Source organism: Marinovum algicola (assembly GCF_900109145.1).
GTDB lineage: Bacteria > Pseudomonadota > Alphaproteobacteria > Rhodobacterales > Rhodobacteraceae > Marinovum > Marinovum algicola.
In genome coordinates this window covers 403,151-430,124 of the sequence record NZ_FNYY01000001.1, presented here as the reverse complement: position 1 = coordinate 430,124, position 26,974 = coordinate 403,151, and the positions used below count along the sequence as shown (strand labels likewise).

27 protein-coding genes and 1 other RNA gene are annotated in these 26,974 nt (G+C 66.9%); 6 read left to right on the top strand and 22 right to left on the bottom strand.

Features of this window, described 5'->3' with window-relative positions:
* Positions 1–34 precede the first annotated feature (34 nt).
* From BMW90_RS02140 to BMW90_RS02110, 7 genes are all read right to left on the bottom strand, one after another.
* Positions 35–1,066: a GGDEF domain-containing protein gene (locus BMW90_RS02140; RefSeq protein ID WP_074834609.1), complete on the bottom strand. Its 1,032-nt coding sequence runs from the start codon at positions 1,064–1,066 to the stop codon at positions 35–37.
* Complete coding sequence (locus BMW90_RS02135; protein ID WP_074834608.1) at positions 1,066–1,662, bottom strand: heme NO-binding domain-containing protein; 597 nt, start codon at positions 1,660–1,662, stop codon at positions 1,066–1,068. Before BMW90_RS02135 ends, BMW90_RS02140 begins: the two co-directional genes overlap by 1 nt.
* An 89-nt stretch (positions 1,663–1,751) precedes the next feature.
* A complete protein-coding gene (locus tag BMW90_RS02130) occupies positions 1,752–3,584 on the bottom strand; it encodes a PAS domain-containing protein (RefSeq protein WP_074834606.1) in 1,833 nt (610 codons plus the stop codon).
* A gap of 174 nt (positions 3,585–3,758) precedes the next feature.
* Positions 3,759–4,901 (bottom strand): lytic murein transglycosylase, encoded by a 1,143-nt coding sequence (locus tag BMW90_RS02125; protein WP_074834604.1) that lies wholly within the window; start codon positions 4,899–4,901, stop codon positions 3,759–3,761.
* A gap of 129 nt (positions 4,902–5,030) precedes the next feature.
* The gene (locus BMW90_RS02120) at positions 5,031–5,771 is read right to left on the bottom strand and encodes a YebC/PmpR family DNA-binding transcriptional regulator (protein WP_048530278.1); all 741 of its coding nucleotides are present in this window, start codon (positions 5,769–5,771) and stop codon (positions 5,031–5,033) included.
* A gap of 172 nt (positions 5,772–5,943) precedes the next feature.
* Positions 5,944–6,369, bottom strand: a complete 426-nt coding sequence (locus BMW90_RS02115) for a group I truncated hemoglobin (protein WP_074834602.1) — start codon at positions 6,367–6,369, stop codon at positions 5,944–5,946.
* Between the two features lie 38 nt (positions 6,370–6,407).
* A complete protein-coding gene (locus BMW90_RS02110; RefSeq protein ID WP_074834601.1) occupies positions 6,408–6,938 on the bottom strand; it encodes a MarR family winged helix-turn-helix transcriptional regulator in 531 nt (176 codons plus the stop codon).
* A gap of 168 nt (positions 6,939–7,106) precedes the next feature.
* On the opposite strand from BMW90_RS02110, the gene BMW90_RS02105 reads away from it, so the two are divergent.
* The gene (locus tag BMW90_RS02105; RefSeq protein WP_048530275.1) at positions 7,107–8,879 is read left to right on the top strand and encodes an SLC13 family permease; all 1,773 of its coding nucleotides are present in this window, start codon (positions 7,107–7,109) and stop codon (positions 8,877–8,879) included.
* 105 nt (positions 8,880–8,984) lie between these two features.
* Positions 8,985–9,719 carry a glutamine amidotransferase gene (locus BMW90_RS02100; protein WP_074834599.1) on the top strand — a complete coding sequence of 245 codons (735 nt, stop codon included), beginning with the start codon at positions 8,985–8,987 and terminating at the stop codon, positions 9,717–9,719.
* Here BMW90_RS02100 and BMW90_RS02095 read toward each other — a convergent pair.
* The 4 genes from BMW90_RS02095 to mgtE form a co-directional block, all read right to left on the bottom strand.
* Positions 9,710–11,488: an SLC13 family permease gene (locus tag BMW90_RS02095; RefSeq protein WP_170850504.1), complete on the bottom strand. Its 1,779-nt coding sequence runs from the start codon at positions 11,486–11,488 to the stop codon at positions 9,710–9,712. The two genes, BMW90_RS02100 and BMW90_RS02095, sit on opposite strands and share 10 nt — an antisense overlap.
* A gap of 90 nt (positions 11,489–11,578) precedes the next feature.
* Positions 11,579–12,394 (bottom strand): TIGR00282 family metallophosphoesterase, encoded by an 816-nt coding sequence (locus BMW90_RS02090; protein ID WP_074834598.1) that lies wholly within the window; start codon positions 12,392–12,394, stop codon positions 11,579–11,581.
* Between the two features lie 174 nt (positions 12,395–12,568).
* Positions 12,569–13,132, bottom strand: a complete 564-nt coding sequence (locus tag BMW90_RS02085; protein ID WP_048530266.1) for a 5-formyltetrahydrofolate cyclo-ligase — start codon at positions 13,130–13,132, stop codon at positions 12,569–12,571.
* Positions 13,129–14,520, bottom strand: coding sequence for a magnesium transporter (mgtE, locus tag BMW90_RS02080; protein ID WP_048533687.1), 1,392 nt, complete (start codon positions 14,518–14,520; stop codon positions 13,129–13,131). Before mgtE ends, BMW90_RS02085 begins: the two co-directional genes overlap by 4 nt.
* A gap of 112 nt (positions 14,521–14,632) precedes the next feature.
* Here mgtE and guaD point away from each other — a divergent pair, with 112 nt between their 5' ends.
* Entirely contained in the window at positions 14,633–15,925 is a 1,293-nt protein-coding gene (gene guaD, locus BMW90_RS02075) for a guanine deaminase (RefSeq protein ID WP_074834596.1), read from the top strand.
* Between the two features lie 232 nt (positions 15,926–16,157).
* On the opposite strand, the gene BMW90_RS02070 is transcribed toward guaD, so the two are convergent.
* The 4 genes from BMW90_RS02070 to BMW90_RS02055 all read right to left on the bottom strand — a co-directional run bounded on the left by BMW90_RS02070 (position 16,158) and on the right by BMW90_RS02055 (position 19,253).
* A complete protein-coding gene (locus BMW90_RS02070; RefSeq protein ID WP_074834595.1) occupies positions 16,158–16,589 on the bottom strand; it encodes a CAP domain-containing protein in 432 nt (143 codons plus the stop codon).
* The gene (locus tag BMW90_RS02065; protein ID WP_074834593.1) at positions 16,586–17,920 is read right to left on the bottom strand and encodes an 8-oxoguanine deaminase; all 1,335 of its coding nucleotides are present in this window, start codon (positions 17,918–17,920) and stop codon (positions 16,586–16,588) included. The genes BMW90_RS02070 and BMW90_RS02065 overlap by 4 nt, the downstream gene beginning before the upstream one ends.
* 107 nt (positions 17,921–18,027) lie before the next feature.
* Entirely contained in the window at positions 18,028–18,831 is an 804-nt protein-coding gene (gene hisN / locus BMW90_RS02060) for a histidinol-phosphatase (protein WP_407657371.1), read from the bottom strand.
* A gap of 44 nt (positions 18,832–18,875) precedes the next feature.
* Positions 18,876–19,253, bottom strand: a complete 378-nt coding sequence (locus BMW90_RS02055) for a helix-turn-helix domain-containing protein (RefSeq protein WP_048530261.1) — start codon at positions 19,251–19,253, stop codon at positions 18,876–18,878.
* Positions 19,254–19,577: 324 nt separating this feature from the next.
* Between BMW90_RS02055 and BMW90_RS02050 the strand changes: the two genes are divergently transcribed.
* A complete protein-coding gene (locus BMW90_RS02050; RefSeq protein WP_074834590.1) occupies positions 19,578–20,537 on the top strand; it encodes an NADPH:quinone oxidoreductase family protein in 960 nt (319 codons plus the stop codon).
* 41 nt (positions 20,538–20,578) lie between these two features.
* Here BMW90_RS02050 and BMW90_RS02045 read toward each other — a convergent pair whose 3' ends face one another.
* Positions 20,579–21,433 carry a LysR family transcriptional regulator gene (locus tag BMW90_RS02045; protein WP_074834862.1) on the bottom strand — a complete coding sequence of 285 codons (855 nt, stop codon included), beginning with the start codon at positions 21,431–21,433 and terminating at the stop codon, positions 20,579–20,581.
* Between the two features lie 120 nt (positions 21,434–21,553).
* Here BMW90_RS02045 and BMW90_RS02040 point away from each other — a divergent pair, with 120 nt between their 5' ends.
* Both BMW90_RS02040 and BMW90_RS02035 read left to right on the top strand, forming a co-directional pair.
* Complete coding sequence (locus BMW90_RS02040) at positions 21,554–21,760, top strand: DUF1127 domain-containing protein (RefSeq protein ID WP_048530257.1); 207 nt, start codon at positions 21,554–21,556, stop codon at positions 21,758–21,760.
* Between the two features lie 129 nt (positions 21,761–21,889).
* Positions 21,890–22,630 (top strand): Bax inhibitor-1/YccA family protein, encoded by a 741-nt coding sequence (locus BMW90_RS02035; RefSeq protein WP_048530255.1) that lies wholly within the window; start codon positions 21,890–21,892, stop codon positions 22,628–22,630.
* A 315-nt stretch (positions 22,631–22,945) separates the two neighbouring features.
* Here BMW90_RS02035 and rpmG read toward each other — a convergent pair whose 3' ends face one another.
* The 6 genes from rpmG to gatC form a co-directional block, all read right to left on the bottom strand.
* Entirely contained in the window at positions 22,946–23,113 is a 168-nt protein-coding gene (rpmG, locus tag BMW90_RS02030; RefSeq protein WP_048530254.1) for a 50S ribosomal protein L33, read from the bottom strand.
* 233 nt (positions 23,114–23,346) lie between these two features.
* Positions 23,347–23,754: RNase P RNA component class A (gene rnpB / locus BMW90_RS02025), an RNA gene on the bottom strand.
* 12 nt (positions 23,755–23,766) lie between these two features.
* Positions 23,767–24,390 (bottom strand): N-acetylmuramoyl-L-alanine amidase, encoded by a 624-nt coding sequence (locus BMW90_RS02020; RefSeq protein ID WP_074834859.1) that lies wholly within the window; start codon positions 24,388–24,390, stop codon positions 23,767–23,769.
* Positions 24,391–24,464: 74 nt separating this feature from the next.
* Positions 24,465–25,148 (bottom strand): hypothetical protein, encoded by a 684-nt coding sequence (locus BMW90_RS02015; RefSeq protein ID WP_074834589.1) that lies wholly within the window; start codon positions 25,146–25,148, stop codon positions 24,465–24,467.
* 33 nt (positions 25,149–25,181) lie between these two features.
* A complete protein-coding gene (gene gatA, locus BMW90_RS02010) occupies positions 25,182–26,669 on the bottom strand; it encodes an Asp-tRNA(Asn)/Glu-tRNA(Gln) amidotransferase subunit GatA (protein ID WP_074834587.1) in 1,488 nt (495 codons plus the stop codon).
* Complete coding sequence (gene gatC / locus BMW90_RS02005; protein WP_048530245.1) at positions 26,669–26,956, bottom strand: Asp-tRNA(Asn)/Glu-tRNA(Gln) amidotransferase subunit GatC; 288 nt, start codon at positions 26,954–26,956, stop codon at positions 26,669–26,671. Before gatC ends, gatA begins: the two co-directional genes overlap by 1 nt.
* Positions 26,957–26,974 lie beyond the last annotated feature (18 nt).

The following is a 26,974-nucleotide window of genomic DNA, read 5'->3' as shown; positions in this document are numbered from 1 at the left end:
AGCGCCCGGCGTGGCGGGGCAACAAGCCATCCGGTCAGCCGAGCGTCACATTGCCGCCCGGTGCCTCAGGCGAGATGGCAAAGGCCCCCGTGCGCAGCGCCGGATCATAAAAGGTATGACAGGCCCGGCCCCGGTTTTTGGAGGCATAAAGCGCGATGTCGGCATCCTCTTGCAGCTGGGCCATGTCGAGCGCCTCGTAATCCTCGCTCATGGTGATGCCGATGCTGCCCGATATCCGGCAGGCCTCCGCGCCAAAGGCAATCGGCCGTTCCAGCCGCGCGATCAACCGCCCGGAGATGTCGGCAAGCCGCCTTCGGTTCATCTTGCCGACAAAGAGCAGCATGAACTCGTCACCGCCGACCCGCGCCACCGTATCCTCGCGGCGGGTCTCCTCGACGAGGATCTTGGCCACCTCCTGCAAGACATGGTCGCCCGCCGCATGGCCCATGCTGTCATTGACCGCCTTGAAATAATCGAGATCGAGGTGCATCAGCGCAAAACGCCCCGGCCCGGCCACCAGGCGCGCCAGCACGTGATCCATGGCGCGGCGGTTCTTCAGGCCGGTGAGCGTATCGGTAAAGGCCTGTTCCTCGGCGGCGATCTTGGCGCCCTCGAGCTTCTGGTTGAGCTTGCGCGACGCCTCCATCGCGGCGGATTTGGCCTCGACCAGATAGAGCATCTCGATGGTCAGGTCGGTGGCGGCAAAGTCGCCGCCGGTGAGGGAAAATTCCCGCACCGCCTCGACCACCGAAATCCCGAAGGAGAGGTTGACCACCAGACCGCCGGATTTGCCCGGCGCCGGCATCAGAACGCCCTTGAGCCCGATCGGCGCCCCGCTGCGAAACCGCATGTGCAGCCGCGCCCCGGCGTGGTGGCGCAGATCGCCGGCGTCGCGCACCGAGCGCGGGCGCCGCATCTCGAACACCTCGAGAAAGCGCTGGCCGGCCAGAACCTCGGCCGGCCGCAGCTTGGCAAGCGTCGGGCCGACATGGGCGATATGGCCGGTGCGGTCGAGCACCAGATGCATCGGGCACAGGACATCGAGCAAAAGAGCCAGATCGTCCATCACGCGCCTCCGGCCCGGGCCAGGCCAAGCTCGAAGGCGCGACCCTCGGCAAAGGCGGCTTCGATCAGGGTGATTTCGATCACCTCGGCCCCATGCGACACGCCCTTGTGTTCGAGAAAGACCAGCGCGCCGTAATCGTCGGCCATGGCGCGCAGGACCCCCACCGCCACATGACCGATGCCGGCAAAATCGCCGGTGCAGAACAGGCTGAACTGATTGCCGCCGTAATCGCGCAGCTCGAGCGCGGGCAGCACTAGATCCTCGACCGCGAGGCGGGCGCGATCGGGCAGATCGTCGAGCGAATGCAGGAAATCGAGAAACGTCTCGCCGCCAAAGCGCAACAGGCGCCGGGGCGCCTCGACCGCGGGGTTAGAGATCAGGTAGGTGCCGACATCCTCGAGCACGGTTTCGCGGTCCTTGCCGAGCGCAGCCGCCATTTCCCCGATCATCCGCTGGGTCAGCTCGTTGCCATAGTGCAGCATCGGCTCGAATTCGGTGAAATCCAGCTCGAGCCGGCGCACCACCTCGCCCCAGGCCGGGGCGCCATAGGTATCGCGGAAAAAACACTGGATCGCCCGATTGATCAGACCATGCATCGCCAAGCCTCCGTTTCCGCGCAGGATGGCGACAGACCGTTAAGGATCTCCCAACAGATAAAATGCGAGGGATAAACGCCGCCTGCTGCTCACTCCGCCCCAGGCGAAAGCACCTTGCCGAGCTGATCGAACAAGATGTTGAAATTCATCGGCTTGCCGATCAGCGGAACGCCTTCGAACTCGTCCGGCAGCTGCGTCGCGCTGTAGCCGGAGACCGCGATGAAAGGAATGCCGAGCCGGCGCAGCTCCTTGGCCAGCGGCACCGAGGTTTCCTGCCCGAGATTGACGTCGAGCACCGCCGCCGCGCAGCGCGACTGGCTCAGCAGGGTCCGCGCCTGAGCGACGGAATTTGCCGGCCCCAGTACCTTGTACCCGGCCCGGTCGAGGCCCTCGGCGATATCGAGCGCAATCAGCGGCTCGTCGTCCACCACCAGCACGGTGTTGTCGGGGCGGGTGTCCACATAGCCGGTCTCGTCGCTCAGCGGCCGGCGCGCCGGCACCGGGTCTTCGATGACGCCGTCCGCCGGACAGGCCAGCCGCCAGACCAGCCCCGCGGCGGCATAGCTGGTCTCGACCTCGCCGTTGAGCGAACTGCGCACCAGATGCCCGGTCATGGTCGAGCCGAAGCCGCGCCGCTGCGGCTCTGTCACGTCAGGCCCGCCGCTTTCCTGCCACTCCAGAAGGAACTGCGGCTGGCCCTGCTGCGGCGCGATCTTCCAGCGCAGGTGGACTTCGCCACCCGGCACCGACAGCGCGCCGTATTTCGCCGCGTTCGTCGCCAGTTCATGCAGCGCCAGGCCCAAGGTTTGCGCGGCGGCGGCGGTGACCTCGATCTCGGGCCCGTCCAGATGAATGCGCGTACCGATCAGATCCTGGAAATAGCTGAGCTGCGAGCGCACCAGCGCGCCGATCGGCACATGCCGCCAGCCGCTCTGGACAAGCACGTCCTGCCCCGCCGACAGCCCCTGGATGCGCTGGGTAAAGCGTTCGACAAAATCCTCGGGGCTGCTGGCGGCGGTCTGACGGGCGATCGAGAGCACCAGCGAGAGCATGTTCTTGGCCCGGTGATTGACCTCGCGCATCAGCAATTTGATCTGCTCTTCAAAGCGTTGCCGTTCCGAGAGATCATAGAAATGACAGACCACCCCGTCGCGTCCATCCGGCAGGGTCAGGCGTTCGATCTTCCAGTCATAGGCCTCGCGCACCTGGATGTCGGCGCGGGTTTCGACCGTGCCGGGGGCATGATAGGGTTCGCCGGTCTCGAGCGTGTGGCGAAACAGGCCGATCGCCTCTGAGGCAAAGGGTTCGGGCCAGATGATGCGCAGCACTTCGGCAAAGTCGCGCCCGATCAGCGGCCGGACATTCTCAAACACCTTCTGTGCGCCCTGGCTGACCTGGTGCAGCCGGAAATCGGCATCGACCGTATAGATGCCGAAGGGCGAACGTTCGACCAGATCGCGAAAGGTGTCATGCGCGGCGCGCAGCCGGTCCTCGGCCGCCTTGCGCTCGGTGATGTCAAAGCCCGACGGCACCAGCGCCACCACCCGGCCCGCGGCGTCGCGCAGCGGCGAGAGCATGAAGGCGATCCACATGCGGGTATCCCCCGCCATCCGCGCCTCGGCGTCATAGCGCACCACCTCGCCCTGCGCGGCGCGCTGCACCGCCGCTTCGAGACGGGCCATGCCGGCGGTGTCATGCGACCACCAGTAACATTCCCAGAATTTCTTGCCGATAACCTCGTCGCGGCTGACGCCACCGGCCTCGAGCGCCGGCGCATTGGCCTCGGTCAGCGTTCCGTCGGGCGCGAGCAGGCCGACAAAACCGACCGTCTGATCGATGATGCGGCGCATGAGCTCCATGTCGGCCATCCCGCGCGGGAGGTCGGCGCTGTCAAACCCGCCCGGGTCGCTCTGATGTGCCACAGAGGGTGCCTCTCGCCGTGGGTGCGATGACAAGGCGCCAGGGCCACGCACCGGCCGACACCGCGTCATCTCCCCGTCAACTTAGAAGGACAAACCCATATGGCAAAGGGTTTTTTTTTGCATGTACCGCTTGCCCGGCCCGCCCGTCGCCCTACGGCGCTGGCGCGGGACCGGTTACAAAAGGCGCAGCAGGTCCGGCGATGGCAGACCGGTCACCGCCAGCCCCTGGCGGCGCTGGAAGGCCTCGATCGCGGCGCGGGTCTTGTCGCCGATCACGCCGTCGGCACCGCCGGTATCGAAGCCGCGGGCGGTAAGCCGTTGTTGCAGGCGGATGCGGTCGTCCTTGGTCAGCCCGTAGCGGTCGGGCGGAAAGCCCGCCCGCAGCGGCCCGCCGCCGGCGATCCGGTCGGCCAGATGACCGACCCCCAGCGCATAGGCGTCGGAATTGTTGTAGCGCTTGATGACGTTGAAATTGCCGGTCACGGCAAACACCGGCCCGCCCGGTTCGGGCTGAAGGCTGCGGCCCGACGGCGCCCCCGGCCCCGCCTCGGCGCCCCAGCGCAGCCCGCGCTGCCAGCCGTGGCGCGACAGGTAGGCGGCGGTCGAGGCCAGCGCGTCGGAGGGATCTTCGGCCCAGATGTCGCGCCGCCCGTCGCCGGTGAAATCGACGGCATATTCCTGAAAGGTGGTCGGAATGAACTGGGTATGGCCCATCGCCCCCGCCCAGCTTCCGGTCATCCGCGCGGCAGAGATGTCGCCCCGTTGCAGGATGCGCAGCGCGGCCAGCAGCTGGGCCTCGAAAAACGCGCCGCGCCGGCCATCATATGCCAGCGTCGAGGTGGCCGAGATCACCGGGATCTCGCCCTGCCGCTCGCCGTAGAAGCTCTCGAGCCCCCAGATCGCGGTGACGATATAGCGGTCGACGCCATAGCGGGCCTCGACGGCTGATAGCACGCCTTCGTGCCGGCGATAGGCCGCGCGGCCCTTGGCGATGCGCGCGTCAGAGGCCGCGATCGACAGGTAATCCTCGAGCGTGCGCTTGAATTCGGTCTGGTTGCGGTCGCGGGTGACGACACCGGGCAGATAGCCGGCGCCACGAAAGGCGGCATTCAGCGTGGCCTGCGAAATCCCCCTGTCGGCCGCGCGGGCACGGAAATCCGCGACCCAGGCATCGTAACCGGCATTGCGCGCGGGGCGCAGATCCTCCGGCAGCCCGGCCGGGCGACCACTGCCGTCGTCACGCCCCGATCGGCCACCGCATCCGGCCAGCAGCGTCGCCGTCAGCCCTGCGCCGAAACCCCGTCTGGTCATAATCATGAAACTGCCCTCGCCGCCTTTTCGCCGAGCTTATCGCATCGCGGCGGCGGCGCAATCGCTGCGCCGGTGTGGCGGGGGCATGGTGCCGGGTTTCGGCAGAGGCCCGCCGACACCCGGGCGCAAGCCCTCTCAGAGCTGCTCCATCACCTCGTCGGAGGCTTCGAAATTGGCGGTCACGCGCTGCACGTCATCGTCGTCTTCCAGCGCGTCGAGCAGCTTCATCAGCTTCTGCATGCCTTCGAGGTCCAGCTCGGTGGTGGTGGTCGGTTTCCAGATCAGCTTGGTCGACTCCGACTCGCCCAGCTCGGCCTCGAGCACTGTCGAGACCTCGTTGAGATCGGTGTCGGCACAATAGATCACATGGCCGTCGTCCGAGCTCTCGACATCCTCGGCGCCGGCTTCGATCGCCGCCATCATCACCGCATCGGCGTCGCCGACCTCGGCCGGATAGACCACTTCGCCCTTGCGTTCGAACATGAAGCCCACCGAGCCGGTCTCGCCCAGGTTGCCGCCGGCCTTGGTAAAGGTCGAGCGCACGGTCGAGGCAGTGCGGTTGCGGTTGTCGGTCATCGCCTCGACGATCACCGCCACGCCACCCGGGCCGTAGCCCTCGTAGCGGATTTCCTCATAGTCATCGCCTTCGTTGGCCTGCGATTTCTTGATCGCGCGGTCGATCACATCCTTCGGCACCGATTGCGACTTGGCCTCCTTGACCGCCAGCCGCAGGCGCGGGTTCTTGTCCGGGTCGGGGTCACCCATCTTGGCGGCGACGGTGATCTCTTTCGACAGTTTCGAAAAGAGCTTGGAGCGCGCCGCGTCCTGGCGCCCCTTGCGGTGCTGGATGTTTGCCCATTTGGAATGGCCGGCCATGGCTGCCTCATGTCATGTCTGCGGATCAGGCGCTTCTATAGTCCAGCAGGGCAATGCTCTGCAAGGCCGTCACCTCTGGCCGCAGCGGGCCGGCAGATGGGGCGCGGCGCCCGGCCCGCAATGGGGCGGCCGCCCCCGCCCGCCGCCGCCGTCGGCCGGGACATCCCGTGCCTTATCCGCCGACCACCATATCCTCGTAGCTGTCGATGATCGCCATGAATTCATCGAACTCGCGTTCCGGCACGTTGAGCTGATAGAGCGAGGTCTTGATCTCGGTGCGCCCCATGTCGAACTCGCGCGCGGTGACATTCAGGTGGGCGTGGCTCGCGCGCATATCGCGGCCGCGATAGATCGCCGGCCCGCCGGTTTCCTGGATCGACCAGGCGGTGACCAGGAACTTGAACCCGGCATGGCCCTGCTGTTCGTGAAACTCGGCGACCTTGGGGTTGGCGTTGCCGAACTGGTTGACGTAGAGCCGGTCCACCAGATTGTCGACGGCGGCGGAAATCCCGTACAACCCGCCGAGACGGGAATAGAGGCTGTCGTCGCCCGTATCATAGGGCGCGGCGGCGGCGATGTCTTCGATCTTCTCGGTCATGGACCTGGTCCTCCCTTTCGATGCCCCTTGCGGGACGGTCATTCCCGGTCGTTCCGCTGCCGCGCCTCCCTGCGCGGCGTATCGGATCCGGGCAATCCGGTCATTTCGTCGGTCAGCGCGTGCAGCGCCTCGCGCAGCGCGGCGAAGCGTTCGGGCGACAGGCCGGTGCGGCAGACCACCCCCTGCTGGACCCGCGCCGCATGCCGTTCCACCTCCGCGCCCTTGGGCGTCAGTTCGATCACCACCTTGCGGCGATCCTCGGTGCTGCGGCTGCGGCTGGCGAAGCCCGAGGCGACAAGCTGATCGGCGACCGGCGTCACCGCGTTCAGGCCCAGCCCCAGCCGCCGGGCAATCTCGGAGGGTGTCGCGCGGCCGTACTGCCAGAGCACCATCATCATCAGATATTGTGGATAGGTCAGCCCGAGCGCCATCAGATCCGGGCGGTAGGCCCGCGTCACCGCATTGGTGGCAGCATAAAGCGCAAAGCAGAGCTGATCCTCCAGCCGGACGGTGCCAGGCCCCGGGGCGGTCTCCTGCGGCTCTTGCCCGCTCGGGTCGCTTTCGGTCATGGCAAAAGATCCTCAGTGCTCGGTCCGGGACACATCGGGTCAGGCCTGGTCGCCCGACCTGTCCGGAATTTTCATTCATGCGTGAACTATACATACATGAATAACATATCCGGCGATTCGCGCAATATCCTTCTGTTGCCTCGGCCGGCGCAGGGTTAGGACTGAACCATGACAGTTGATCAGATCATCCTCTTCTCGCTCTTCGGAGCGGTTTTCGGCCTCCTGCTCTGGGGCAAGTTCCGATATGACATCGTCGCCTTCTCGGCGCTGCTGCTCGGCGTGGTGCTGGGCGTGGTCGAGACCAAGGACGCCTTCTCGGGATTTGGCCATCCGGCGACGCTGATCGTGGCGCTGGTGCTGGTGGTCTCGGCCGGGCTGGTGCGCTCGGGCGCGGTGATGTTGATCACCCGCACCCTGGTGGATTCAGGCCGCCGGCTGGGCACCCATATCGCCATCATGGGCGGGGTCGGCGCGGTGCTTTCGGGTTTCATGAACAACGTCGCGGCGCTGGCGCTCCTGATGCCGGTCGACATCCAGACCGCGCGCAAGGCTGGAAGATCGCCGGCCAAATCTCTGATGCCGCTCAGTTTCGCCACGATCCTCGGCGGCATGGTCACGCTGATCGGCACGCCGCCCAACATCATCATCGCCTCGATCCGGGGCGAGACCTTCGGCACACCGTTCCGGATGTTCGATTTCGCCCCGGTGGGCGCGGTGGCGGCGCTGACCGGCCTGGCCTTCGTGGCGCTGATCGGCTGGCGGTTCATCCCGCAGCGCGAGGATGCGCTGTCCAAGGCGCGCGAGCTCGATCCCTATATCGCCGAGCTCACCGTCCCCGCCGACAACAAGGCGGTGGGCCAGCGGGTGCGCGACCTGTCGGAGACCGCCGACAAATCCGACGTTGCCATCCTCGGCCTGATCCGCGATGGCAACCGGCGTTATGGTTCGGTGCTCAACACCCGGATCGAGGCCGAGGATGCGCTGGTGCTGGAGGCCACGCCGGAAGCGCTGGACGAGTTCCGCACCACGCTCGACCTGGCCTTTTCCGACGACCGCCGCGAGGAATTGCTGAAAGCCGAAAGCGACGGGCTGAGCCTGGTCGAGGTGGTGGTGCCCGACACCTCCCGGCTCAACGGCAAAACGGTGCAGGCGGTGGGCCTGGCCTGGCGGCATCGGACGATCCTGATGGGCATCTCGCGCAAGGGCCGGCGGATTACCAAGCAGATGCGCCAGACGCAGATCGAACCGGGCGACATCCTGCTGCTGCTGGCACCGCGCGAAAGCGCCAATACGGTGGCCGAATGGCTGGGCGTGCTGCCGCTGGCCGACCGCGGCCTGGCGGTGACCGAAAACACCAAGACCTGGGCCGCCATCGGGCTGTTTGCCGCTGCCGTCGCCGCGGCAAGCTTCGGGCTGGTCTATCTGCCGGTGGCGCTGGGGCTGGTGGTGGTGGCCTATGTGCTGCTCAAGATCCTGCCACTGTCCGAGCTTTACGACCACATCGAATGGCCGGTGGTGGTGCTGCTCGGCTCGATGATCCCGCTCGGCGCGGCGCTCGAGACCTCGGGCGGGACCGAGCTGATCGCCGGCGCGCTGGTCGGGTTGACCGAGGGCTGGCCGGTCTGGGCGGTGCTGACCGTGCTGATGGTGGTGACGATGACCCTGTCGGATGTGCTCAACAACACCGCGACGGCGATTGTCGCCGCGCCGGTGGGCATCCAGATGGCGCAAACGCTCGAGGTCTCGCCCGACCCGTTCCTGATGTGCGTGGCGGTGGCGGCCTCGGCGGCGTTCCTGACGCCGATCGGGCACAAGAACAACACGCTGATCCTCGGCCCCGGGGGCTATCGCTTCGGCGATTACTGGTGGATGGGGTTGCCGCTGGAAATGCTGGTGATCGCGGTCTCGGTGCCGGCCATTCTGGTGTTCTGGCCGCTGTGAGGGCGGCGCACTTCGGGGGCTCTGCCCCCGGACCCCCGGGAATATTTTCGGCCAGAAGAAGCAGGGGACTGTTCCGGATGGGCGCGGGGCAGTATGGGGAGGCCCATGAGACAGTTTCTGATCCTGCAACTTCGGCCCGAGGCGGATGCCGCCGACGGGGAATATGCCGCCATTCTCGACAAGGCGGGGCTGAACGCGGCGCGCTGTCACCGCATCCGGCTGGATTGCGAAGCCCTGCCCGAGGGGCTAGATCCGCGCGATTATGCCGGGGTGATTGTCGGTGGCGGGCCGGGCTGCGTGTCGGATGCGCCAGAGGCGAAATCCGAGGTCGAGGCGCGGATCGAACGTGCCGTTCTGTCGCTGATGCCGGCAATCACCGGAAGCGACCATCCCTTCATGGGCTGTTGTTACGGCATCGGCATCCTTGGCGCGCATCTGCGCTCGGAAGTGTCGAAGGCGCGGTACGGCGAGCCGGTGGGTCCGGTGCTCTGCCGGCTGACCGAGGACGGTGCGCGCGATCCGCTGCTCGAAGGGTTTCCGCAGGAATTCGAGGCCTTTGTCGGCCACAAGGAGGCCTTGCAGGTGCTGCCCGAGGGCTGTGCCCATCTGCTGAGCTCGGCGCCCTGCCCGTTCCAGATGGTGCGTCACGGGCGCCACGTCTATGCCACGCAGTTCCACCCCGAGGCCGATGGCGCGGTCTTCGAGGCGCGGATCCGCACCTATCGCAACCATGGCTATTTCCCGCCCGAGACGGCGGATGCGCTGATTGCCACCTGCCATGCGGCCGAGGTCACCCAGCCCGAGCACATCCTGCGGCGCTTTGTCGAACGTTACGGCTGAAGCGGCCAGAGAAACGGGATCAGGAAGCTTGCCAGCAGCCCCACCGAAAGATTGAGCGGGATGCCCACCTTGAGGAAATCGGTGAAACGATAGCCGCCGGGGCCATAGACCAGCATGTTGGTCTGATAGCCGATCGGCGTGGCGAAACTGGCCGAGGCCGCCACCATCACCGCCACCACCAGCGGCCGCGGGTCGATCCCCAGCGCCGCAGCGAGACCGATGGCGATCGGGGTGACGACAACGGCAACCGCGTTGTTGCTCACCAGTTCGGTCAGCACCGAGGTCAGCAGGTAGATCGCCCAGATGATCAGCGGCCCGGGCAGAAGGCCGATCCAGGGCGCCACCGCGCCGACGATCAGCTCGACCGCGCCCGAGCTTTCCAGGGCCGCCCCGATCGCCAGCATCGAGAAGATCAGCGACAGCAGCCGGCCATCGACGAAGGAAAACGCCTCGTCGGCGTCAATGCAGCGGGTCAGCAGCACCAGCGCCACGGCGGCGAAACTCAGCAGAAAGATCGGCGCGGCGCCGAAAGCCGCCAGCGTCACGATGCCGAACAGCGCCACCAGCGCCACCGGCGCATGGCCCCGGCGATAGGCCCGGGCCGAGGGCTGGGTGACATCCACCAGATCCATTTCGGTGGCCAGCCGCTTGATGTCATCCGGCGCGCCTTCGAGCAGCAGCGTGTCACCGACCTTGACGACCAGCGCGTCGAGCTGCTGGCCGATGTTCTGGTTGCGGCGGTGCACCGCCAGCGGATAGACCCCGAACCGCCGCCGCAGCCGCAGGGCGCCGAGGCTCTTGCCGACCATCTTGCAGCCCGGGGTGATCAGCACCTCGACCGTGGTGGTCTCGACCGCCGAAACCTGATCGACGCGCTTGAGCTCCTTGTTGCGCTGGAGCGAGAGCAGCTCGGTCATCTGGGTGCGCAGCACCACCCGGTCGCCGACCTGCAACTCCACCCCCTTGAGGTTGCGGCGCAGCGAAACATCGCCGCGCACCACGTCGATCAGCCGCACACCGTCGCGCTTGAAGAGCTGCACGCCGGTGACCTCGCGGCCGATCAGGTTGCTGTCGGGCGGGATCACCGCCTCGGTAAAGAACTTCATCCGGCTCTTGTCCGAGAGCAGATCGGCCATGCTGTCGCGTTCGGGCAGCAGGAAGGGGCCGATGTAGCGCAGGTAGATCATGCCCCAGGCCACCAGCACCACCGCCAGCGGCGTCACCTCGAAGATGGTGAAGGGCGCCTGCCCCAGCGCGCGCGACACCCCGTCGACCAGCAGGTTGGTCGACGTGCCGATCAGCGTCAGCGTGCCGCCGAGAATGGCGGCATAGCTGAGCGGGATCAGCAGCTTGGAGGCCGGCATCCCCATGGTGCGGGCCAGTTGCACGAAGACCGGGATCATCACCACCACCACCGGCGTGTTCGACACCACCGCCGAGGCGAGAATGACGAAGGCCATCAGCATGGCAATCGCCACGCGCGGATTGGTGCGCGCCTGGCGGTCGGCGATCTTGGTGAAACTGTCGAGCGCGCCGGTGCGCACCAGCGCCCCCATGACGATGAACATCGCCGCGATGGTCCAGGGCGCCGGGTTCGACAGCACCTCGAGCCCCTTGTCATAGGGCAGCACGCCGGTGATCAGCAGAAAGGCCGCGCCCGACATGGCGACCACCTCGGTCGGATAGACCTCGCGGATGAAGAGCGCGAACATCACCAGGACGACGGCCAGGGTGACCACCGCCTGCCCGGTCTGGGACAGTTCCAACATCTGGTTCATTGCGGCCCCTTCACTGCGCCTGTCGGACAGTGTTACCGCAGGCGTCGGCGGCGGCAAGGGCCGCTTGGCGCGGCACCCCGGTCACTGCGGCCCCGCCGGCTGCAACCGCCCGCCCTGGCGTATCATGTGGGCAGAGAGCGCCGTGCCGCTGCGGTCATCGGTCTCGACCAGAAGGCCGCAGAGCGTGGCCTCCTCGGTGGCGGGCTTGAACCGCGCCTTGGGCATGCCGGTGACAAAGCGGCGCATCGGTTCGGCCTTTTCCATGCCGATGACGGAATTGTAGTCGCCGCACATGCCGGCATCGGTCAGATAGGCGGTGCCGCCGGGCAGGATCTGGACGTCGCCGGTGGGCACATGGGTATGGGTGCCGACCACCAGGCTGGCGCGGCCGTCGCAGAAATGGCCCATGCCCATCTTTTCGCTGGTCGCCTCGCAATGCATGTCGATCAGGCTGGCCGCCACCTGGCCGCCGCGCGGGTGGCTGCGCAGCACCGCATCCACCGCCGAGAACGGATCGTCGAAGGGCCGCTTCATGAAGACCTGCCCCAGCACCTGGGCCACGAGAATGCGGCGGCCGCGACCGGCATCGAAGATCGCGGCACCCCGGCCCGGCGCATCCTTGGCAAAGTTCATCGGCCGCAGGATGCGCGGCTCAGTCTCGATGAATTGCAGCATGTCGCGCTGATCGAAGGCGTGATCGCCCAGCGTGATGCAATCGGCCCCGGCCTCGAGCAGGAGCTTGGCATGATCGCCCGAGAGCCCGGCGCCATTGCTGGCATTCTCACCGTTGACCACGACGAAATCGAGCTTCCAGTCGGCCCGAAGCCCCTTGAGCCGCTCGCTGACCGCGGTGCGGCCCGACCGCCCCATCACATCGCCTAGAAAAAGTATTCGCATGCCTTTGGGTTAGTGCCCCGGCAGGCGCTTCACAAGCCGGATCTTGCCCCCGGCTCAAGTTTTGCGCCGCCCCGCAAGGAGGCCGACCCGCCCACGCCACACCAAGCCCCGCCCCGGCCCCCGCGCCGGGGCCTCGTCCTTGACCCCGGAGGCCCAAGGCAGCCCGGGGCGCGCTCAGGCACCCGGGGTGATCACCTCGGCTTCGGTCACGATCACATCGAGCGGCTGGTCGGTCGGCTCGAGCGGCAGGGCGGGGTCCTCCTGGGCGCCATAGGCAAAGCCCACCGCCAGGGTCGGGCGTCTGGCGCGCAGGCGTTCGAGCGTGCGGTCGTAGAAGCCGCCGCCATAGCCCAACCGCCCGCCGCTGCGGGAAAAGGCCACCAGCGGCACGATCAGGATCTCCGGCTCGATGAACTCCAGCGCCTTGGGGACACGCGCGCCGAAAGGCCCGTCGACCATCTCGCAGCCCGGCTCCCACAGGGCAAATTTCAGCGGCTGCGCCTTGGCCTCGATCACCGGCACGCAGACCGGCCCATGCGCCGCCGCCTCTTCCATCGCCGGCAGCGGGTCGATCTCGGAGCGCATCGCCATGTAGCCCGAGACCGGCACGCCACGATGCCCCGCCAGCAGCGCCGACAGATGCCCCGCCGGGCCGGGCCCGGCAGCTGCATGCGCCGCCGCGCGGCGGGCAAACCCGGCGACACGGGCGGCGCGCTTGGTCTCTTCGAGCGCGCTCACAGCAACACCACCACGGCCAGGCCGAGAAAGGCGAAAAAGCCCACCACATCGGTCACCGTGGTCACGAAGGCGCCCGAGGCCAGCGCCGGATCGACGCCCACCCGTTCGAGCAGCACCGGGATCACCGTGCCGGCGAGCCCCGCGACCACCAGGTTGATCACCATGGCGGCGGCGATCACATAGCCCAGCGCCGGCGAGCCGAACCAGAGCAGGCCGACAATCCCCATCACCACGGCAAAGATCACCCCGTTGACCAGCCCGACAAGCACCTCGCGCCGGATCACCCGCCAGACATTGGCGCCGGTAAGGTCCTTGGTGGCAATCGCGCGCACCGCCACGGTCAGCGACTGGGTGCCGGCATTGCCGCCCATCGACGCCACAATCGGCATCAGCACCGCCAGCGCGACAAGCTGGGCGATCGCCGCCTCGAACTGCGCGATCACCAGCGAGGCCAGCACCGCCGTCACCAGATTGACCGCCAGCCAGGGCAGCCGCTGCTTGGTGGTCTCGATCACCCGGTCCGAGAGCGAGCCCTCGCCGACACCGGCCAGTCGCATGATGTCCTCTTCATGCTCCTCGTCCAGCACCGCCATGGCGTCGTCGATGGTGATCACCCCCACCAGCCGGCCTTCGTCATCCACCACCGGGGCGGAGATCAGGTGGTACTGGTTGAAGGCATAGGCCACGTCACCTTCGTATTGGGTGGCCGGGATCACCTGAAAGACCTCTTCCACCAGATCGCTCAGCGGCACCTCGCGGCGCGAGCCCATCAGCCGGCCGAGGGTCACGTTGCCCACCGGATGCATGCGCGGATCGACCAGGGTGATGTGATAGAACTGCTCCGGCAGCTCCTCGCTCGAGCGCAGGAAATCGATCGCATCGCCGACCGTCCAATGCTCTGGCGCCGCCACTACCTCGCGCTGCATCAGGCGGCCGGCGGAATATTCGGGATAGGCCAGCGATTGTTCGACGGCAACCCGCTCGCTGTCTTCCAGCGCGTCGAGGATTGCCTCCTGCTGCGGTTCCTCGAGGTCTTCGATCAGGTCGACCACATCGTCGCTGTCGAGCTCGCGCACCGCATCCGCCAGAACCTGCGGATTGAGGACGGAAATCACCTCTTCGCGGATTCCCTCGTCGAGCTCCGACAGGATGTCGCCGTCGAATTCCTTGTCATAGAGCCGGATCAGCCGCGCCCGGTCATAGGGGTTGACCTGTTCCAGAAGGTCGGCGATGTCGGCCGCGTGCAGCGGCTCCATTGCCGCGACAAGCGCCGCGCGGTCCTCGGTCTCGACCGCAAAGAGGATCGCCATCACCGCCTTTCGGTCAAGCGCATAGGCGTCCTCGGACTCAGCCTCGACATCGGGCTGTTCTTCGATCTGATCGGTCATCACCTGCCCCCTCTGCCGCATCCGACGATTTGCGCGGACCATACGATAGAGTATGGGAAAGCAACAGTGGCGCCGCGGCAATTCTGCCGCCTCTCGCCACGGAAAGGACATCATGCAGCTGCTGACCGGACAGACCCTGAGCTTTCGCGACGATCCCTTTGCCGTCCCCTTTGCCGAGGCCTGCACCCTGCGTCGCCAGGGTGGCGTGCTGATCGAGGACGGCCGCATCCGCGCGGTGGACGAGGCCGAAACCCTGCGCGCCGCCCATCCGCAGGCCGAGGTGATCTCTTACGGCGCGGATCTGATCTGCGCCGGCTTTGTCGATGCCCATGTGCATTACTCCCAAACCGCGATCATCGCCAGCTGGGGGCTGCGGCTGATCGACTGGCTCAACACCTACACCTTTCCCGAAGAGGCGCGGTTCGGCGATCCCGGATACGCGGCCGAGATCGCCGCCCGCTATCTCGACCTGACGGCGGCGCATGGCACCACCACCATGGCCAGCTTCTGCACCATCCACCCGGCCAGCGTCGAAGCGCTGTTCACCGAGGCGCAGGCGCGCGGCCAATGTGTGGTGGCGGGCAAGACCTGCATGGACCGCAACGCCCCCGACGATCTGCGCGACAGCGCGCAATCGGCCTATGACGACAGCAAGGCGCTGATCGCCCGCTGGCATGGGCGCGACCGGCTGCACTACGCCATCACCCCGCGTTTCACCCCGACCTCCTCGCCCGATCAGCTGGCGGCGCTCGGCGGGCTCTGGGCCGAACACCCGGACTGCCTGATGCAGACCCACCTCAGCGAACAGACCGACGAGATCGCCTGGGTCCGCGACCTGCACCCCGAGGCGCGCGACTACCTCGATACCTACGAGGCGCACGGGCTGCTCGGCGCGCGCGGCCTTTATGGCCATGCCATCCACCTCGAACCGCGCGAGATCGACCGGCTGACAGAAACCGGCGCCGCCTTGATCCACTGCCCGACGTCCAACACCTTCATCGGCTCCGGCCTGTTCAACACTGCGGCGATGAAGGCCCGCGGCATCAGCACCGGCCTCGCCACCGACACCGGCGGCGGCTCCAGTTTCTCGATGCTGCGCACCATGGCCGCCGCCTATGAGATCGGCCAGCTCACCGGCACGCCGCTGCACGCCGCCCAGTTGATCTGGCTTGCCACCCAGGGCTCCGCCGGCGCGCTGCACCTCGACCATGAGATCGGCAATCTCGCCCCGGGCATGGCAGCCGACCTGGTGGTGCTCGACCTTGCCTCGACCCCGGCCATTGCCCAGCGCCAGGCCGAGGCCCGCAATCTCTGGGAGGCGGTGTTTCCGACCCTGATGATGGGCGATGACCGCGCGGTGCGCGCCACCTGGATCAATGGCCGCCCGGTCACTTCCAAACCGTGAGTCGGCCGCGGGTCAAGGTTGCGCAGCACCCGCGCAGCGGGCCGAAGGACCTTGAGGCGCGGCCGACTCGCAAGACGATGGCGGTGGCGCGTTCAGAGCAGACCTGCTCCTGAACCGCCTCTCAGCAGATCCGACACCGCCCGCCCCATGCTCCGTCGCCGGCCGCCCGGGCGTCACAGCGGCCACGGGCGGGAAACAAGCGCGCGGAAGCGCACATTTTCCAACCCCGCCGTCAACACCCCGGCCGGGCCAGCACCATGACCCAGGTGTTGCCCGGCCCCCGCGCCACACCCAGATCGGCCATGTCGCGGTTCAGCATGTTGCGACGGTGGCCGGCAGAGCCCTGCCAGCCGGCGATCGCCGCGTCGAGGCTGCGCTGGCCCCGGGCGATGTTTTCGGCCACCCTGCACCAGCCATAGCCGGCCCGCGCCACCCGGTCGCTGATCGTCGAGCCGTCCGAGCCCTGATGGGCGAAAAACCCGTTGCGCGCCATGTCCTCGGCATGGGCCCGCGCCACTTCGGCCAGCACCGGCGACCAGCGCAGCGCCGCGCGGCCAGCCTGGCGACGCAGGCGGTTGACCCGGGCCAGCGCGGCCTCTTCGCCGGCCAAGGCCGGACAGGCCGCCCAGGCCAGGCCCGCCGCCAGCACCCTCCGTCGCCTCATGCCATCAGCCGCCGCGCCAGATCATTCTGCCGTCGCAGCGCCGCCGCCAGATCGAAGGAAACCAGGTCGCCGCCTCGGACCACCGGGCGCCCCTCGACAAAGAGGTCGCGGACCCGCGCCGGGCCCGCCAGCAGCAGCGCGGCCATATCCCAGCTGCCCGCCGCCTCGACGCCGGACATGTCCCAGACCGCAAGGTCGGCCCGCTTGCCGGGGGCGATCTGGCCGCAGTCGGTCCGGCCCAGCACCTCGGCGCCGCCCCGGGTCGCGATCCGCAGCGCCTCGCGCGCCGACATGGCGTCGGCGCCGCGCGCCACCCGTTGCAACAGCAGCGCCTGCCGGGCTTCGAGCATCAGGTTGCCGCTGTCGTTCGAGGCCGATCCATCGACGCCCAGCCCCACCTTGACGCCGGCATCGCGCATCGTCCGGATCGGCGCGATACCGGAGCCGAGGCGGCAGTTCGAGCACGGACAATGCGCCACGCCGGTGCGGGTTCTGGCAAAGAGATCAATTTCTTCGCCGTCGAGCTTCACGCAATGCGCATGCCAGACGTCGTCCCCGGTCCAGCCCAGATCCTCGGCATATTGCCCCGGCCGACAACCGAATTTCTCCAGCGAATAGGCGATATCCTCATCGTTTTCCGCCAGGTGAGTGTGCAGCATCACCCCCTTGTCGCGCGCCAGCAGCGCGGTGTCGCGCATCAGCTCTCGGCTGACCGAAAACGGTGAACAGGGCGCAAGGCCGACGCGCACCATGGCGCCCTCGGCCCCGTCGTGAAAGGCATCGACCACCCGCGTCATGTCGTCGAGGATCGCGGCCTCGCCTTCGACCAGGCTGTCAGGGGGCAACCCGCCCGCGCTTTCGCCGATCGACATCGCGCCACGGGTCGGGTGAAACCGCAGGCCGACCTCGCCCGCGGCGGCGATCGTGTCATCGAGCCGCGCGCCGTTGGGATAGAGGTAGAGGTGATCCGAGGACATGGTACAGCCCGAGAGCGCCAGCTCCGCCAGACCGACCTGCGCCGAGATAAACATCTCTTCCGGGCCAAAGCGCGCCCAGATCGGATACAGTGTCTTGAGCCAGCCAAAGAGCAGCGCATCCTGCCCGCCCGGCACCGCGCGGGTCAGCGTCTGGTAGAGGTGGTGGTGGGTGTTCACCAGCCCCGGCGTCACAAGGCAACCGGCGGCATCGATCACGTCGCCATCGCTGCTCAGCCCGGTGCCGATCTCGGCGATCACGCCATCGCGAAGCCGGATATCGCAGCCCGTCAACTCGCGGCTGTGATCGTCCATGGTCAGGGCAAGGCTGGCCCGCTGCAACAGAATTTCGGTCATGAAGAAACCTCAGATGTGGCGCCCATTTCTGAGGTGAAGCCCGCCGCGCCGGTAACGGGCAAAGTTCGCGCGGCGTTGCCGCAGGCTAGCAAGGGCCCGGCCGGCGATCAAGCGCTGTTGAGCTTGGCCATCGCCGCCCGGTGCAGCTCCGCATTGCCGGCCGCAAGCACCTGGCCGCCATTGTGCACCGGCCTGCCCTGCCAGTCGGTGACAACGCCACCGGCGGCCTCGATCACCGCGATCGGCGCCTGGATGTCATAGGCGTTGAGCCCGGCTTCGATCACCAGGTCGACCTGCCCGGCCGCCAACAGCGCATAGGCATAACAATCCATGCCGTAACGCGTCAGCTTGACCGCCTCGGCGACCCGCTCAAAGCCGGCGCGTTCTTCCGGTGTGCCGACTTCGGGGAAGGTGGTGAAGAGCAGGGCCTCCGAGAGATCGCCGGTCGCGCGGGTGCGCAGATCTTGCGCGCCTTGGGGCCCCTCCATTCGCGCTTCGCCGCCACCGCCGCGAAACCGTTCGCCGATATAGGGCTGGTCGATGATGCCCAGAAAAGGGCCATCGGCGTTCGACAATGCGATCAGCACGCCCCAGGTCGGGGTGCCGCTGATGAAACCGCGGGTGCCGTCGATCGGGTCGAGCACCCAGGTCAGCCCGCTGCTGCCGGCGTCATGGCCGAATTCCTCGCCAAGGATACCATCCTCGGGCCGGGCCCGGGCCAGAACATCGCGCATCGCCTGTTCCGCCGCCCGGTCGGCCAGGGTCACCGGGTCGAAACCGCCGCTCTGCTTGTTCTCGGTGCCGAGCGCTGCCCCCCGGAAAAATGGCAAAATGGCCGCACGCGCTGCGTCGGCCATTTCATTGGCCACCTGCCAGAGGTGGCGCATCTCGCTGTCTTGCATCTGTCTCATCCGCCCTTCGACGCGGCGCCGCACCGGCGCCGCAACCTGGGGCGTTATGCGACGTCGCTCAGCACACGGGCAAGCTCGAACAACCGACGACGCTGATTTTCCGGGATCGCGTAGTACGACCGCACGAGATCGAGCGCTTCCTTGTCACCAAGGAGATCGGCCGGCACACTGCTTTCAGTGGATTGCGCCGGCTCGGTTTCACCCGCGTCGATGCCTTCGAAGAAAAAGCTGACCGGCACGTCGAGCGCGTCGGCGATGTCCCAGAGCCGCGAGGCGCTGACCCGGTTGGCACCGGTTTCGTATTTCTGGATCTGCTGGAACTTGATGCCGACATGCTCGGCCAGTTGCTGCTGGGTCATCCCGACCAGCCAGCGACGATGCCGGACACGCTTGCCAACATGAACATCCACGGGGTGTGGCATACTATTCATCCTTCACTTAGCGCTGGTCCGGCATTTCAAATGCAGGACCGCGCATTCTTTTTCTGTAACGAGGCAGAGTTATCCCCCGGCCCGACGATATCGACTGTGCACCCCTGCAGCGTCACGAAGAATATGGGAGGTGAAGAAGAAAGCAAGAAAAAAGAACGCGTTTAGATTTTACGGTTAACCGAAAACACACGCGAAGCGGTATGGAAACACCGCTCGCAGCCTCCCCAAAGGCGCGACATGTCATGCTCTTTACATTGCGTCAGTTGCGCGAAACTGTAAAGGCTCAGGGCAATCTTTACGGGAAATCTGACACAAATGCGTGCTTTTCACATCGCCTTCGCCGGGGCGCCGGCGCAGCTTGCCGAGATCGAAACGCCGCGGCCGGAGCCGGGGCAAATCCGCCTTCGGATCGCTGCCTGCGGGCTTAACTTCGCGGATTTGCTCATGGAAAAGGGCACCTACCAAGATACCCCAGAGGCGCCTTTCACCCTCGGGATGGAGGTGGCCGGCACCGTTGACGCGCTTGGCGAGGGGGTCACGGGGCTCGAACCCGGGCAGCGGGTCGCGGTTTTTGGCGGCCAGGGCGGATTGGCCGAATTCGGCTGTTTCGAGGCCGCCCGCGCCGTTGCCATCCCGGAAACGATGAGTTTCACCGATGCCGCCGCCTTTCAGATCGCTTACGGTACGTCACACCTCGCCCTGAGCCATCGCGCACGGCTTCAGCCGGGCGAACACCTGCTGGTGCTGGGGGCCTCGGGGGGTGTCGGGCTGACCGCGGTCGAGATCGGCCGGATCATGGGCGCGACGGTCATCGCCTGCGCCCGGGGGGCCGAAAAGCTCGAGGCGGCGCGCGCCGCCGGGGCGCATCACCTGCTCGACAGCGAGACCTGCGACCTGCGCGCCGACGTCAAGGCCCTGGGCGGGGCGGATGTGGTCTATGATCCGGTGGGCGGCCCACAGTTCGAGGCGGCGTTCCGCGCCTGCAACCCTGAGGCCCGTCTGCTGCCGATCGGCTTTGCCAGCGGCGATGTGCCGCAGATCAAGGCCAACCATCTGCTGGTCAAGAACCTCTCGGTGCTGGGTCTCTACTGGGGCGGATACCTGAAATTCAATCCGCAGGTCATTGCCGATTCGATGAAAACCCTGATGCGCTGGCACAGCGAAGGGCGCATCACCCCGCATATCAGCCACGCGCTGCCGCTCGAGGACGCGGGCCAGGCCATGCAACTGCTGCGCGACCGGAAATCCACCGGCAAGGTGGTGGTCACGATCTGACCGCCGGCGGATTGCCCCGCATCATCGGCCCGTGATGCCGGCTAGAGCGTGTCGTAGCCCTGCTCGATCATTTCGGCCAGCACGTCGACCGGCGTCTGGCCGTTGCGGCGGTTGCAATAGAGGTTGATCTTGTAGCTGCCCAGATCGGGCAGGTCGCAGCCCGGCGGCAGTTCGATCAGCACCTTGGGCGCGGTCCCCTCGAGCAGCGCCGTCACCGCCAGATCGGCGCTGACCGTGGCCTCGACCGTGCGGTCGCTGTCGGTCTCGACGGTGGAGATCCAGTCGATCTCCGCCGCGTCGAGCCGGTCGACCACACCGGCCCGAAAGGCGCAGACCCGGGCCTGCGCAAGATTGAGCGGCCGCTGCCGCCAGGCCTGCCCGCCCGGCGCGCCGATCCAGCGCAGGGCAATCTCGGTCAGGGTCTCGCCGCCGATGTCGACCTCGCTCTCGGTGGTCAGGATCAGGTCCACCGCCCCGCGCGAGAACTCGTCCTTGAGCGATTTCGTGTTTCCGGTCACCAGGTTGACCCGCACCCGCGGCATTTCCAGCGCAAAGCGCTGCAACACCCGCGGCACCACCGGATAGACGATGTCATACGGCACCCCGAGCGAGATCTCGCCCGAAAATTCCTCATGGGTAAGCCGGGCGAAAGCCTCGTCGTTGAGATCGACCATGCGCCGGGCATAGCCCAGCAGCTGTTCGCCGGCGGCGGTCAGCCCGATCTGCCGGGCCGAGCGGTCGAGCAGTTCCAGGCCCAGCAATTCTTCGAGCCGCTTGAGCTGCATCGAGACGGCGGATTGCGTCAGATTGAGAAAGCCCGCGGCGCGGGTGACGCCGCCGGTCTGGGCCACCGCCACGAAGCTGCGCAGGACCGTGACATCAAGATTGCGCATCACCATCACACTCCGTGATAAGAGAGATCATAAACATTCGTTTTCACTATGATACCGCCAGCGCTATGTATCAAGATACAAAATGCAACGCTCCGCAATCATCACGAAAGAAAGGAGAGCCCAATGGCCCGCACCCTTCACATCACCGCCCCCCGCCACCGTGCCCCCAGCCTGCCCCGCCTGAGCGCGCTGCTGGCGCTCCATCGCCAGCGCCGGGCGCTGAGCCGGATGGATGCGGCCCGGCTCGACGACCTGGGGCTGAGCGCCGAAGAGGCCCGCCGCGAGGCCGGCAAACCGATTTGGGACATTCCCGCCCATTGGCGGCGCTGAGAACCGGCGGAACCGACGCAAATCACGTCGAATCCAGCACGCAACGATCTTGAAAATCCGGGCCGTTCCGCCAATATTTGGGTGGACGGCCCGCATTCGCGTGCCACCTGTTCTTTTCGGAGGAAATCGATGGCTGACTACAACACAATCAGGACGTCTGCGGCAGGCGCCCGCGCCGCCCAGATTGACGAGGGCTTGCGCGCCCACATGAACAAGGTCTACGGGACCATGTCGATCGGCATGCTGCTCACCTTTGCGGTGGCATGGGCGGTCGGCACCAGCCCGCAGCTTCTGGCCGTGTTCCGCGATCCCGCCACGCTTCAGCCCAACATCCTCGGCTGGATCGTCATGTTCGCGCCGCTGATCATGGTCTTCGCCTTCGGTGCGATGATCAACAAGCTTTCGGCCGCCGCCGCGCAGCTGTTCTTCTTTGCCTTCGCGGCGGTGATGGGCCTGTCGCTGAGCTGGATCTTCGTGGCCTTCACCGGTTTCTCGATCGCCCAGGTCTTCCTGGTGACTTCGATCGCCTTTGCCGGCCTCAGCCTCTGGGGCTACACCACCAAGAAGGACATCTCGGGCTGGGGCTCCTTCCTGATCATGGGTGTGATCGGTCTGATCGTGGCCTCGATCATCAACATCTTCCTGGGCTCGCCCGCGATCATGTTCGCGATCTCGATCCTGGGTGTGCTGATCTTTGCCGGGCTGACCGCCTATGATACCCAGAACATCAAGAACACCTATCTGGCCCACGCCCACAACGGCGACAGCGAGTGGCTGGGCAAAGCGGCGATCATGGGCGCGCTGAACCTCTACCTGGACTTCATCAACATGTTCATGTTCCTGCTCCAGCTGATGGGCAACCGCGAGTAACCAGGGCATCTCATGCCAGAATGTCAGGGGCCGGTCGTTTGACCGGCCCTTTTGCTTGCGCGACGAACTGTGCGCCGGACAGCCCCGCACCCGGGTGGGGCCGGACAAGGCCCCTGCGCGGCTCCTGACGGGCCCTGGGGCGCTCTGCTGCCGCGTGACGCGAGCGTGACCGGAAGACCCTGCCCGGGCCGCTCTGGCGCCCCTTCGGCGAAGCGGCCAGAGGGGGCAAGGAACCACGCCACGGGCGCCCCCGGAAACGAAAACGCCGCGCGGCCCGGAGGCGGCGCGGCGTTGTCTGGTCGTCCGGCAGATCGTTTACTTGATCTTGCCTTCCTTGTATTCGACGTGCTTGCGCACAACCGGGTCAAACTTGCGCACGACCATCTTCTCGGTCATGGTGCGCGCGTTTTTCTTGGTCACGTAGAAGTGGCCGGTGCCCGCGGTCGAATTCAGGCGGATCTTGATGGTGGTCGGCTTCGCCATGTCTCGTCTCCTGCGTGGCGCGGGCCAAGGCCATCGCGCACTCGAAAATCTCTATGAAGGTCGCCTTCTACCGGGGATCGCGCGCGAGTCAAGCGGTTTTGCGCGGTTTTGCCTGCAAGAGGTCGTTCTTCGGCCTCCAGGTGCGTCCTGGGGGCTCTGCCCCCGGCCTGCGGCCTCCCCCGAGGGTATTTTCGGCAAGAGGAAGCAGCGGAACTGCGCCCTCTGGCCACGGCATGCGCGGAAGGCCTGTAAGCCGGATTCTGTGACGGTCTGACGACCGCCGATGACCATTCCTCTTGGCACGGGATTGCCCCCGCGCCTCTAGCTGCCAACCCGGGCCTCTCGGGCTGAAGCATCCCTGCGCCGATATCCCCCGAAGGCGATCAGCCGCGCGCGAGGCCCCTATTTGGCATTGCTCCCGGTGGGGCTTGCCATGCGGGCGCTGTTGCCAGCCCCCCGGTGGGCTCTTACCCCACCGTTTCACCCTGACCCGGTATATCGCGAGCGACATACGAGGCGGTCTGTTTTCTGTGGCGCTGATCCGTCGGGTTGCCCCGCCCGGGCGTTACCCGGCACCGTTGCTTCAGGGAGTCCGGACTTTCCTCGGAATCTCGCGATCCCGCGGCCATCCAGCCTTCCGCGCATCGCAGCCTCTAGGCGCTCAGCCGGCTCCGGTCAACGGGAAAGCGCGCCGCCAGGCCGGCAACCAGCGCCATGTCCTCCGGCCCGAGCGGCCCGGTGGCCCAGGGACGGAAGCGCGCCCGGAGCGCATCAAGCAGGATGTCCTCGGCAACCTCGGCAGTGTAGCCGGCCGCGGCCGCAAGCTCGCGGAACTGCATCCGATCCGGGGCCGCCGCGGCCGGCGCCGGCCAGACCGCCAGGCCGCGACGGGCCAGCCGGCGCCAGTCGAAGCGGCGGCCGGGGTCGGATTTGCGCCCCGGGGCCATGTCGGAATGGCCGATTACCCGTTCCGGCGGGATCTGCCAGCGCGCCGTGATGCGCCGCAGCATCGCCTCGAGACAGGCCATCTGCGGCTCGGTGAAGGGCTGTGCGCCGCTGTTGGTGATCTCGATGCCGATCGAGCGGGAATTGACGTCGGTCACCGCCCCCCAGCGCCCGGCGCCGGCATGCCAGGCGCGCGCGCCTTCGTCGACCATCTGGATCAGGCGGCCGGTGGCGGAGATCAGATAATGCGCCGAGACCTGAGAGGCCGGATCACAGAGCCAGTCGCGCGCGGCGGCGGTGTCGGCCATGGCGGTGTAATGCAGCACCACCATGTCGGGCCGCGCGCCGCCGCGCCGCGCGCCGAAATTCGGCGACGGGTGCCAGAGCGCCGCGCCGTCGCGCAAGATCAGCCGCCCCGCACCCGGCGGAAGGGCGTCGGATCCCAGGCGCAGGCAAAGCCGTCGCCATCGGGATCGAGCGCCTTGCGGTCACGCTCCGGGCCGCCATTGGCGAGGAAGTCCTCCTGCGCCAGATCGGGGCTGGCAAAACCGGCGCAATTGCGCTGGTGCTTGGCCTGGGAATTGAGCGACGAGCGCTTGTAGATCGCCACGCCCACCGGATTGTTGGTTTGCAGCGCGAAGGCCACGATATTGGGCCGGTCGCTGCCCGGCCGCGACGGCAGGGCGGTCGGCTGGATCACGCGGTACTGCGATTGCGCCTGGCGCAGGCGCTCGGCGTCGTCCTCGATGTCGCGCTCGCCCGAGACCGCCTGGAAATCCTGCTCGCGGCTGATGCCCGCGGCATCGGTCACCGCCTGCGGCGGCGGGTTGTCGGGGCCGGCCTGAACGGGCGCCACGCCGGAATTGGCCGCCGTTGTCTGACGCGCCTCATCGTCGACCGGTTCGCCGTCGAGCGTCATGGTGGTGACCGGTGCCGCGCCTTCCAGTCGGCGCTCGCGCGTGCTCCGCGCGATCCTGTCCTGGTCGACCCGGTCGAATCCCACGCCGGCGCCGCTATCGGGCACAGTCGGCGCACAGGCCGCCAGGACGGTCGCCGCGCCCAGCGCGGCACTGATCAGCAAAAAACGCATGGATCCAGCCTCATACCTGCTCTTTCGCGCTGCTTACCACCATTTCGCCGGCTTGGAAACAAAACCAGCCGCCTGCTCAAGCGCATAGGCGCAATTCAGCAGATCACCCTCCTCCCAGGGTCGGCCGATCAGTTGCAGCCCCAACGGCAGCCCCTGCCGGTCGGTGCCGGCGGGCACGGAGATGCCCGGCAGACCCGCGAGGTTGACGGTCACGGTGAAAACATCGTTGAGGTACATCTGCACCGGATCGGCCTCTTTCATCTCGCCCAGGCCAAAGGCCGCCGAAGGCGTCGCCGGCGTCAGGATCGCATCGACCCCCTGGGCAAAGACATCCTCGAAGTCCTTCTTGATCAGCGTCCGCACCTTGCGCGCGCGGTTGTAATAGGCGTCGTAGAAACCGGCCGAGAGCACATAGGTGCCGACCATGATCCGCCGCTGCACCTCGTGGCCGAATCCCTCGGCGCGGGTCTTTTCGTACATTTCGGTGATGCCGTCGCCCTGCGCCAGCGGGGCGCGGCGGCCGTAACGCACGCCGTCATAGCGCGCCAGGTTCGAAGAGGCCTCGGCCGGGGCGATGACGTAGTAGGTCGGCAGAGCGTATTTGGTATGCGGCAGCGAGATATCGACAATCTCGGCGCCGGCCGCCTGCAACATCCTGCGGCCCTCGGCCCAGAGCGTCTCGATCTCTTCGGGCATGCCGTCCATGTGGTATTCGCGCGGGATGCCGATCTTCTTGCCCTTGATGTCGCCGGTCAGCATGGCCTCGAAATCCGGCACCGCCAAATCGGCCGAGGTGCTGTCCATCGGGTCGTGGCCGCACATGGCTTCCAGCATGATGGCGGCGTCGCGCACGTCCTTGGTCATCGGCCCGGCCTGATCGAGGCTGGACGCAAAGGCCACGATGCCCCAGCGCGAGCAGCGGCCGTAGGTGGGCTTGATGCCGGTGATGCCGGTAAAGGCCGCCGGCTGGCGGATCGAGCCGCCGGTGTCGGTGCCGGTGGCCGCGAGGCAGAGGTCGGCCGCCACGGCAGAGGCCGAGCCGCCCGAGGAGCCGCCCGGGGTGAGCTGGGCCTCGTCATTGCCGCGTTTCCACGGGTTGACCGCATTGCCGTAGGTCGAGGTCTCGTTCGAGCTGCCCATGGCGAACTCGTCCATGTTGAGCTTGCCCAGCATCACCGCGCCGCTCTCGAACAGCTTGCGGGTCACGGTGCTCTCGTATTCCGGCGTGAAGCCGTCGAGGATCTTCGAGGCCGCCTGGCTGGCCACGCCCCTGGTGCAGAACAGGTCCTTGATGCCCAGCGGAATGCCGCACATGTCGGGCGCGTTCCCCGCCTTGATCCGGCCATCGGCGGCGCGCGCCTGCTCGAGCGCGATCTCGGGTGTCTTGTGCACCACGGCGTTGAGCGCGCCGGCGCCCTCGATCGCCGAGAGGCAGGCCTCGGTCAGTTCCACGCTTGTCACATCGCCCTTGCGCAGCGCGTCGCGCGCCTCGGCGATCTTCAGTCCGTTCAATTCAGCCATCACTCAACCACCTTCGGCACTGCAAAGAAGCCTTCCCGCGCATCCGGCGCATTCGACAGGACCTTGTCCTGCTGGCCGCCGTCGGTCACCCCGTCCTTGCGGCGCTTCAACCGCATCGGCGTGACCGAGACCATCGGTTCGACACCCTCGACATCCACCTCGCCCAGTTGCTCGATGAAGCCGAGGATATTGTTGAACTCCTGCGCCAGCGCCGGCAGGTCTGCGTCGTCGACGCGAATGCGCGCCAGTTTCGCCACCTTGGCGGCGGTGCCTTGATCGATCGACATCGGGTCGCTCCCAATCCA

Excerpts from the sequence above, each read along its gene's own strand:
- BMW90_RS02065 (WP_074834593.1), bottom strand. The coding sequence starts at position 17,920 with ATGACCGAAATTCTGTTGCAGCGGGCCAGCCTTGCCCTGACCATGGAC.
- BMW90_RS02105 (WP_048530275.1), top strand. The coding sequence starts at position 7,107 with ATGACAGTTGATCAGATCATCCTCTTCTCGCTCTTCGGAGCGGTTTTC.
- BMW90_RS02125 (WP_074834604.1), bottom strand. The coding sequence starts at position 4,901 with ATGATTATGACCAGACGGGGTTTCGGCGCAGGGCTGACGGCGACGCTG.
- gatC (WP_048530245.1), bottom strand. The coding sequence starts at position 26,956 with ATGTCGATCGATCAAGGCACCGCCGCCAAGGTGGCGAAACTGGCGCGC.
- gatA (WP_074834587.1), bottom strand. The coding sequence starts at position 26,669 with ATGGCTGAATTGAACGGACTGAAGATCGCCGAGGCGCGCGACGCGCTG.
- BMW90_RS02070 (WP_074834595.1), bottom strand. The coding sequence starts at position 16,589 with ATGAGGCGACGGAGGGTGCTGGCGGCGGGCCTGGCCTGGGCGGCCTGT.
- BMW90_RS02090 (WP_074834598.1), bottom strand. The coding sequence starts at position 12,394 with ATGCGAATACTTTTTCTAGGCGATGTGATGGGGCGGTCGGGCCGCACC.
- guaD (WP_074834596.1), top strand. The coding sequence starts at position 14,633 with ATGCAGCTGCTGACCGGACAGACCCTGAGCTTTCGCGACGATCCCTTT.
- BMW90_RS02120 (WP_048530278.1), bottom strand. The coding sequence starts at position 5,771 with ATGGCCGGCCATTCCAAATGGGCAAACATCCAGCACCGCAAGGGGCGC.
- BMW90_RS02100 (WP_074834599.1), top strand. The coding sequence starts at position 8,985 with ATGAGACAGTTTCTGATCCTGCAACTTCGGCCCGAGGCGGATGCCGCC.
- BMW90_RS02040 (WP_048530257.1), top strand. The coding sequence starts at position 21,554 with ATGGCCCGCACCCTTCACATCACCGCCCCCCGCCACCGTGCCCCCAGC.
- BMW90_RS02135 (WP_074834608.1), bottom strand. The coding sequence starts at position 1,662 with ATGCATGGTCTGATCAATCGGGCGATCCAGTGTTTTTTCCGCGATACC.
- BMW90_RS02140 (WP_074834609.1), bottom strand. The coding sequence starts at position 1,066 with ATGGACGATCTGGCTCTTTTGCTCGATGTCCTGTGCCCGATGCATCTG.
- BMW90_RS02035 (WP_048530255.1), top strand. The coding sequence starts at position 21,890 with ATGGCTGACTACAACACAATCAGGACGTCTGCGGCAGGCGCCCGCGCC.
- BMW90_RS02020 (WP_074834859.1), bottom strand. The coding sequence starts at position 24,390 with ATGGTGGTGCTGCATTACACCGCCATGGCCGACACCGCCGCCGCGCGC.
- BMW90_RS02110 (WP_074834601.1), bottom strand. The coding sequence starts at position 6,938 with ATGACCGAAAGCGACCCGAGCGGGCAAGAGCCGCAGGAGACCGCCCCG.
- mgtE (WP_048533687.1), bottom strand. The coding sequence starts at position 14,520 with ATGACCGATCAGATCGAAGAACAGCCCGATGTCGAGGCTGAGTCCGAG.
- BMW90_RS02095 (WP_170850504.1), bottom strand. The coding sequence starts at position 11,488 with ATGTTGGAACTGTCCCAGACCGGGCAGGCGGTGGTCACCCTGGCCGTC.
- hisN (WP_407657371.1), bottom strand. The coding sequence starts at position 18,831 with ATGAGACAGATGCAAGACAGCGAGATGCGCCACCTCTGGCAGGTGGCC.
- BMW90_RS02055 (WP_048530261.1), bottom strand. The coding sequence starts at position 19,253 with ATGCCACACCCCGTGGATGTTCATGTTGGCAAGCGTGTCCGGCATCGT.
- BMW90_RS02115 (WP_074834602.1), bottom strand. The coding sequence starts at position 6,369 with ATGACCGAGAAGATCGAAGACATCGCCGCCGCCGCGCCCTATGATACG.
- BMW90_RS02015 (WP_074834589.1), bottom strand. The coding sequence starts at position 25,148 with ATGCGTTTTTTGCTGATCAGTGCCGCGCTGGGCGCGGCGACCGTCCTG.
- BMW90_RS02050 (WP_074834590.1), top strand. The coding sequence starts at position 19,578 with ATGCGTGCTTTTCACATCGCCTTCGCCGGGGCGCCGGCGCAGCTTGCC.
- rpmG (WP_048530254.1), bottom strand. The coding sequence starts at position 23,113 with ATGGCGAAGCCGACCACCATCAAGATCCGCCTGAATTCGACCGCGGGC.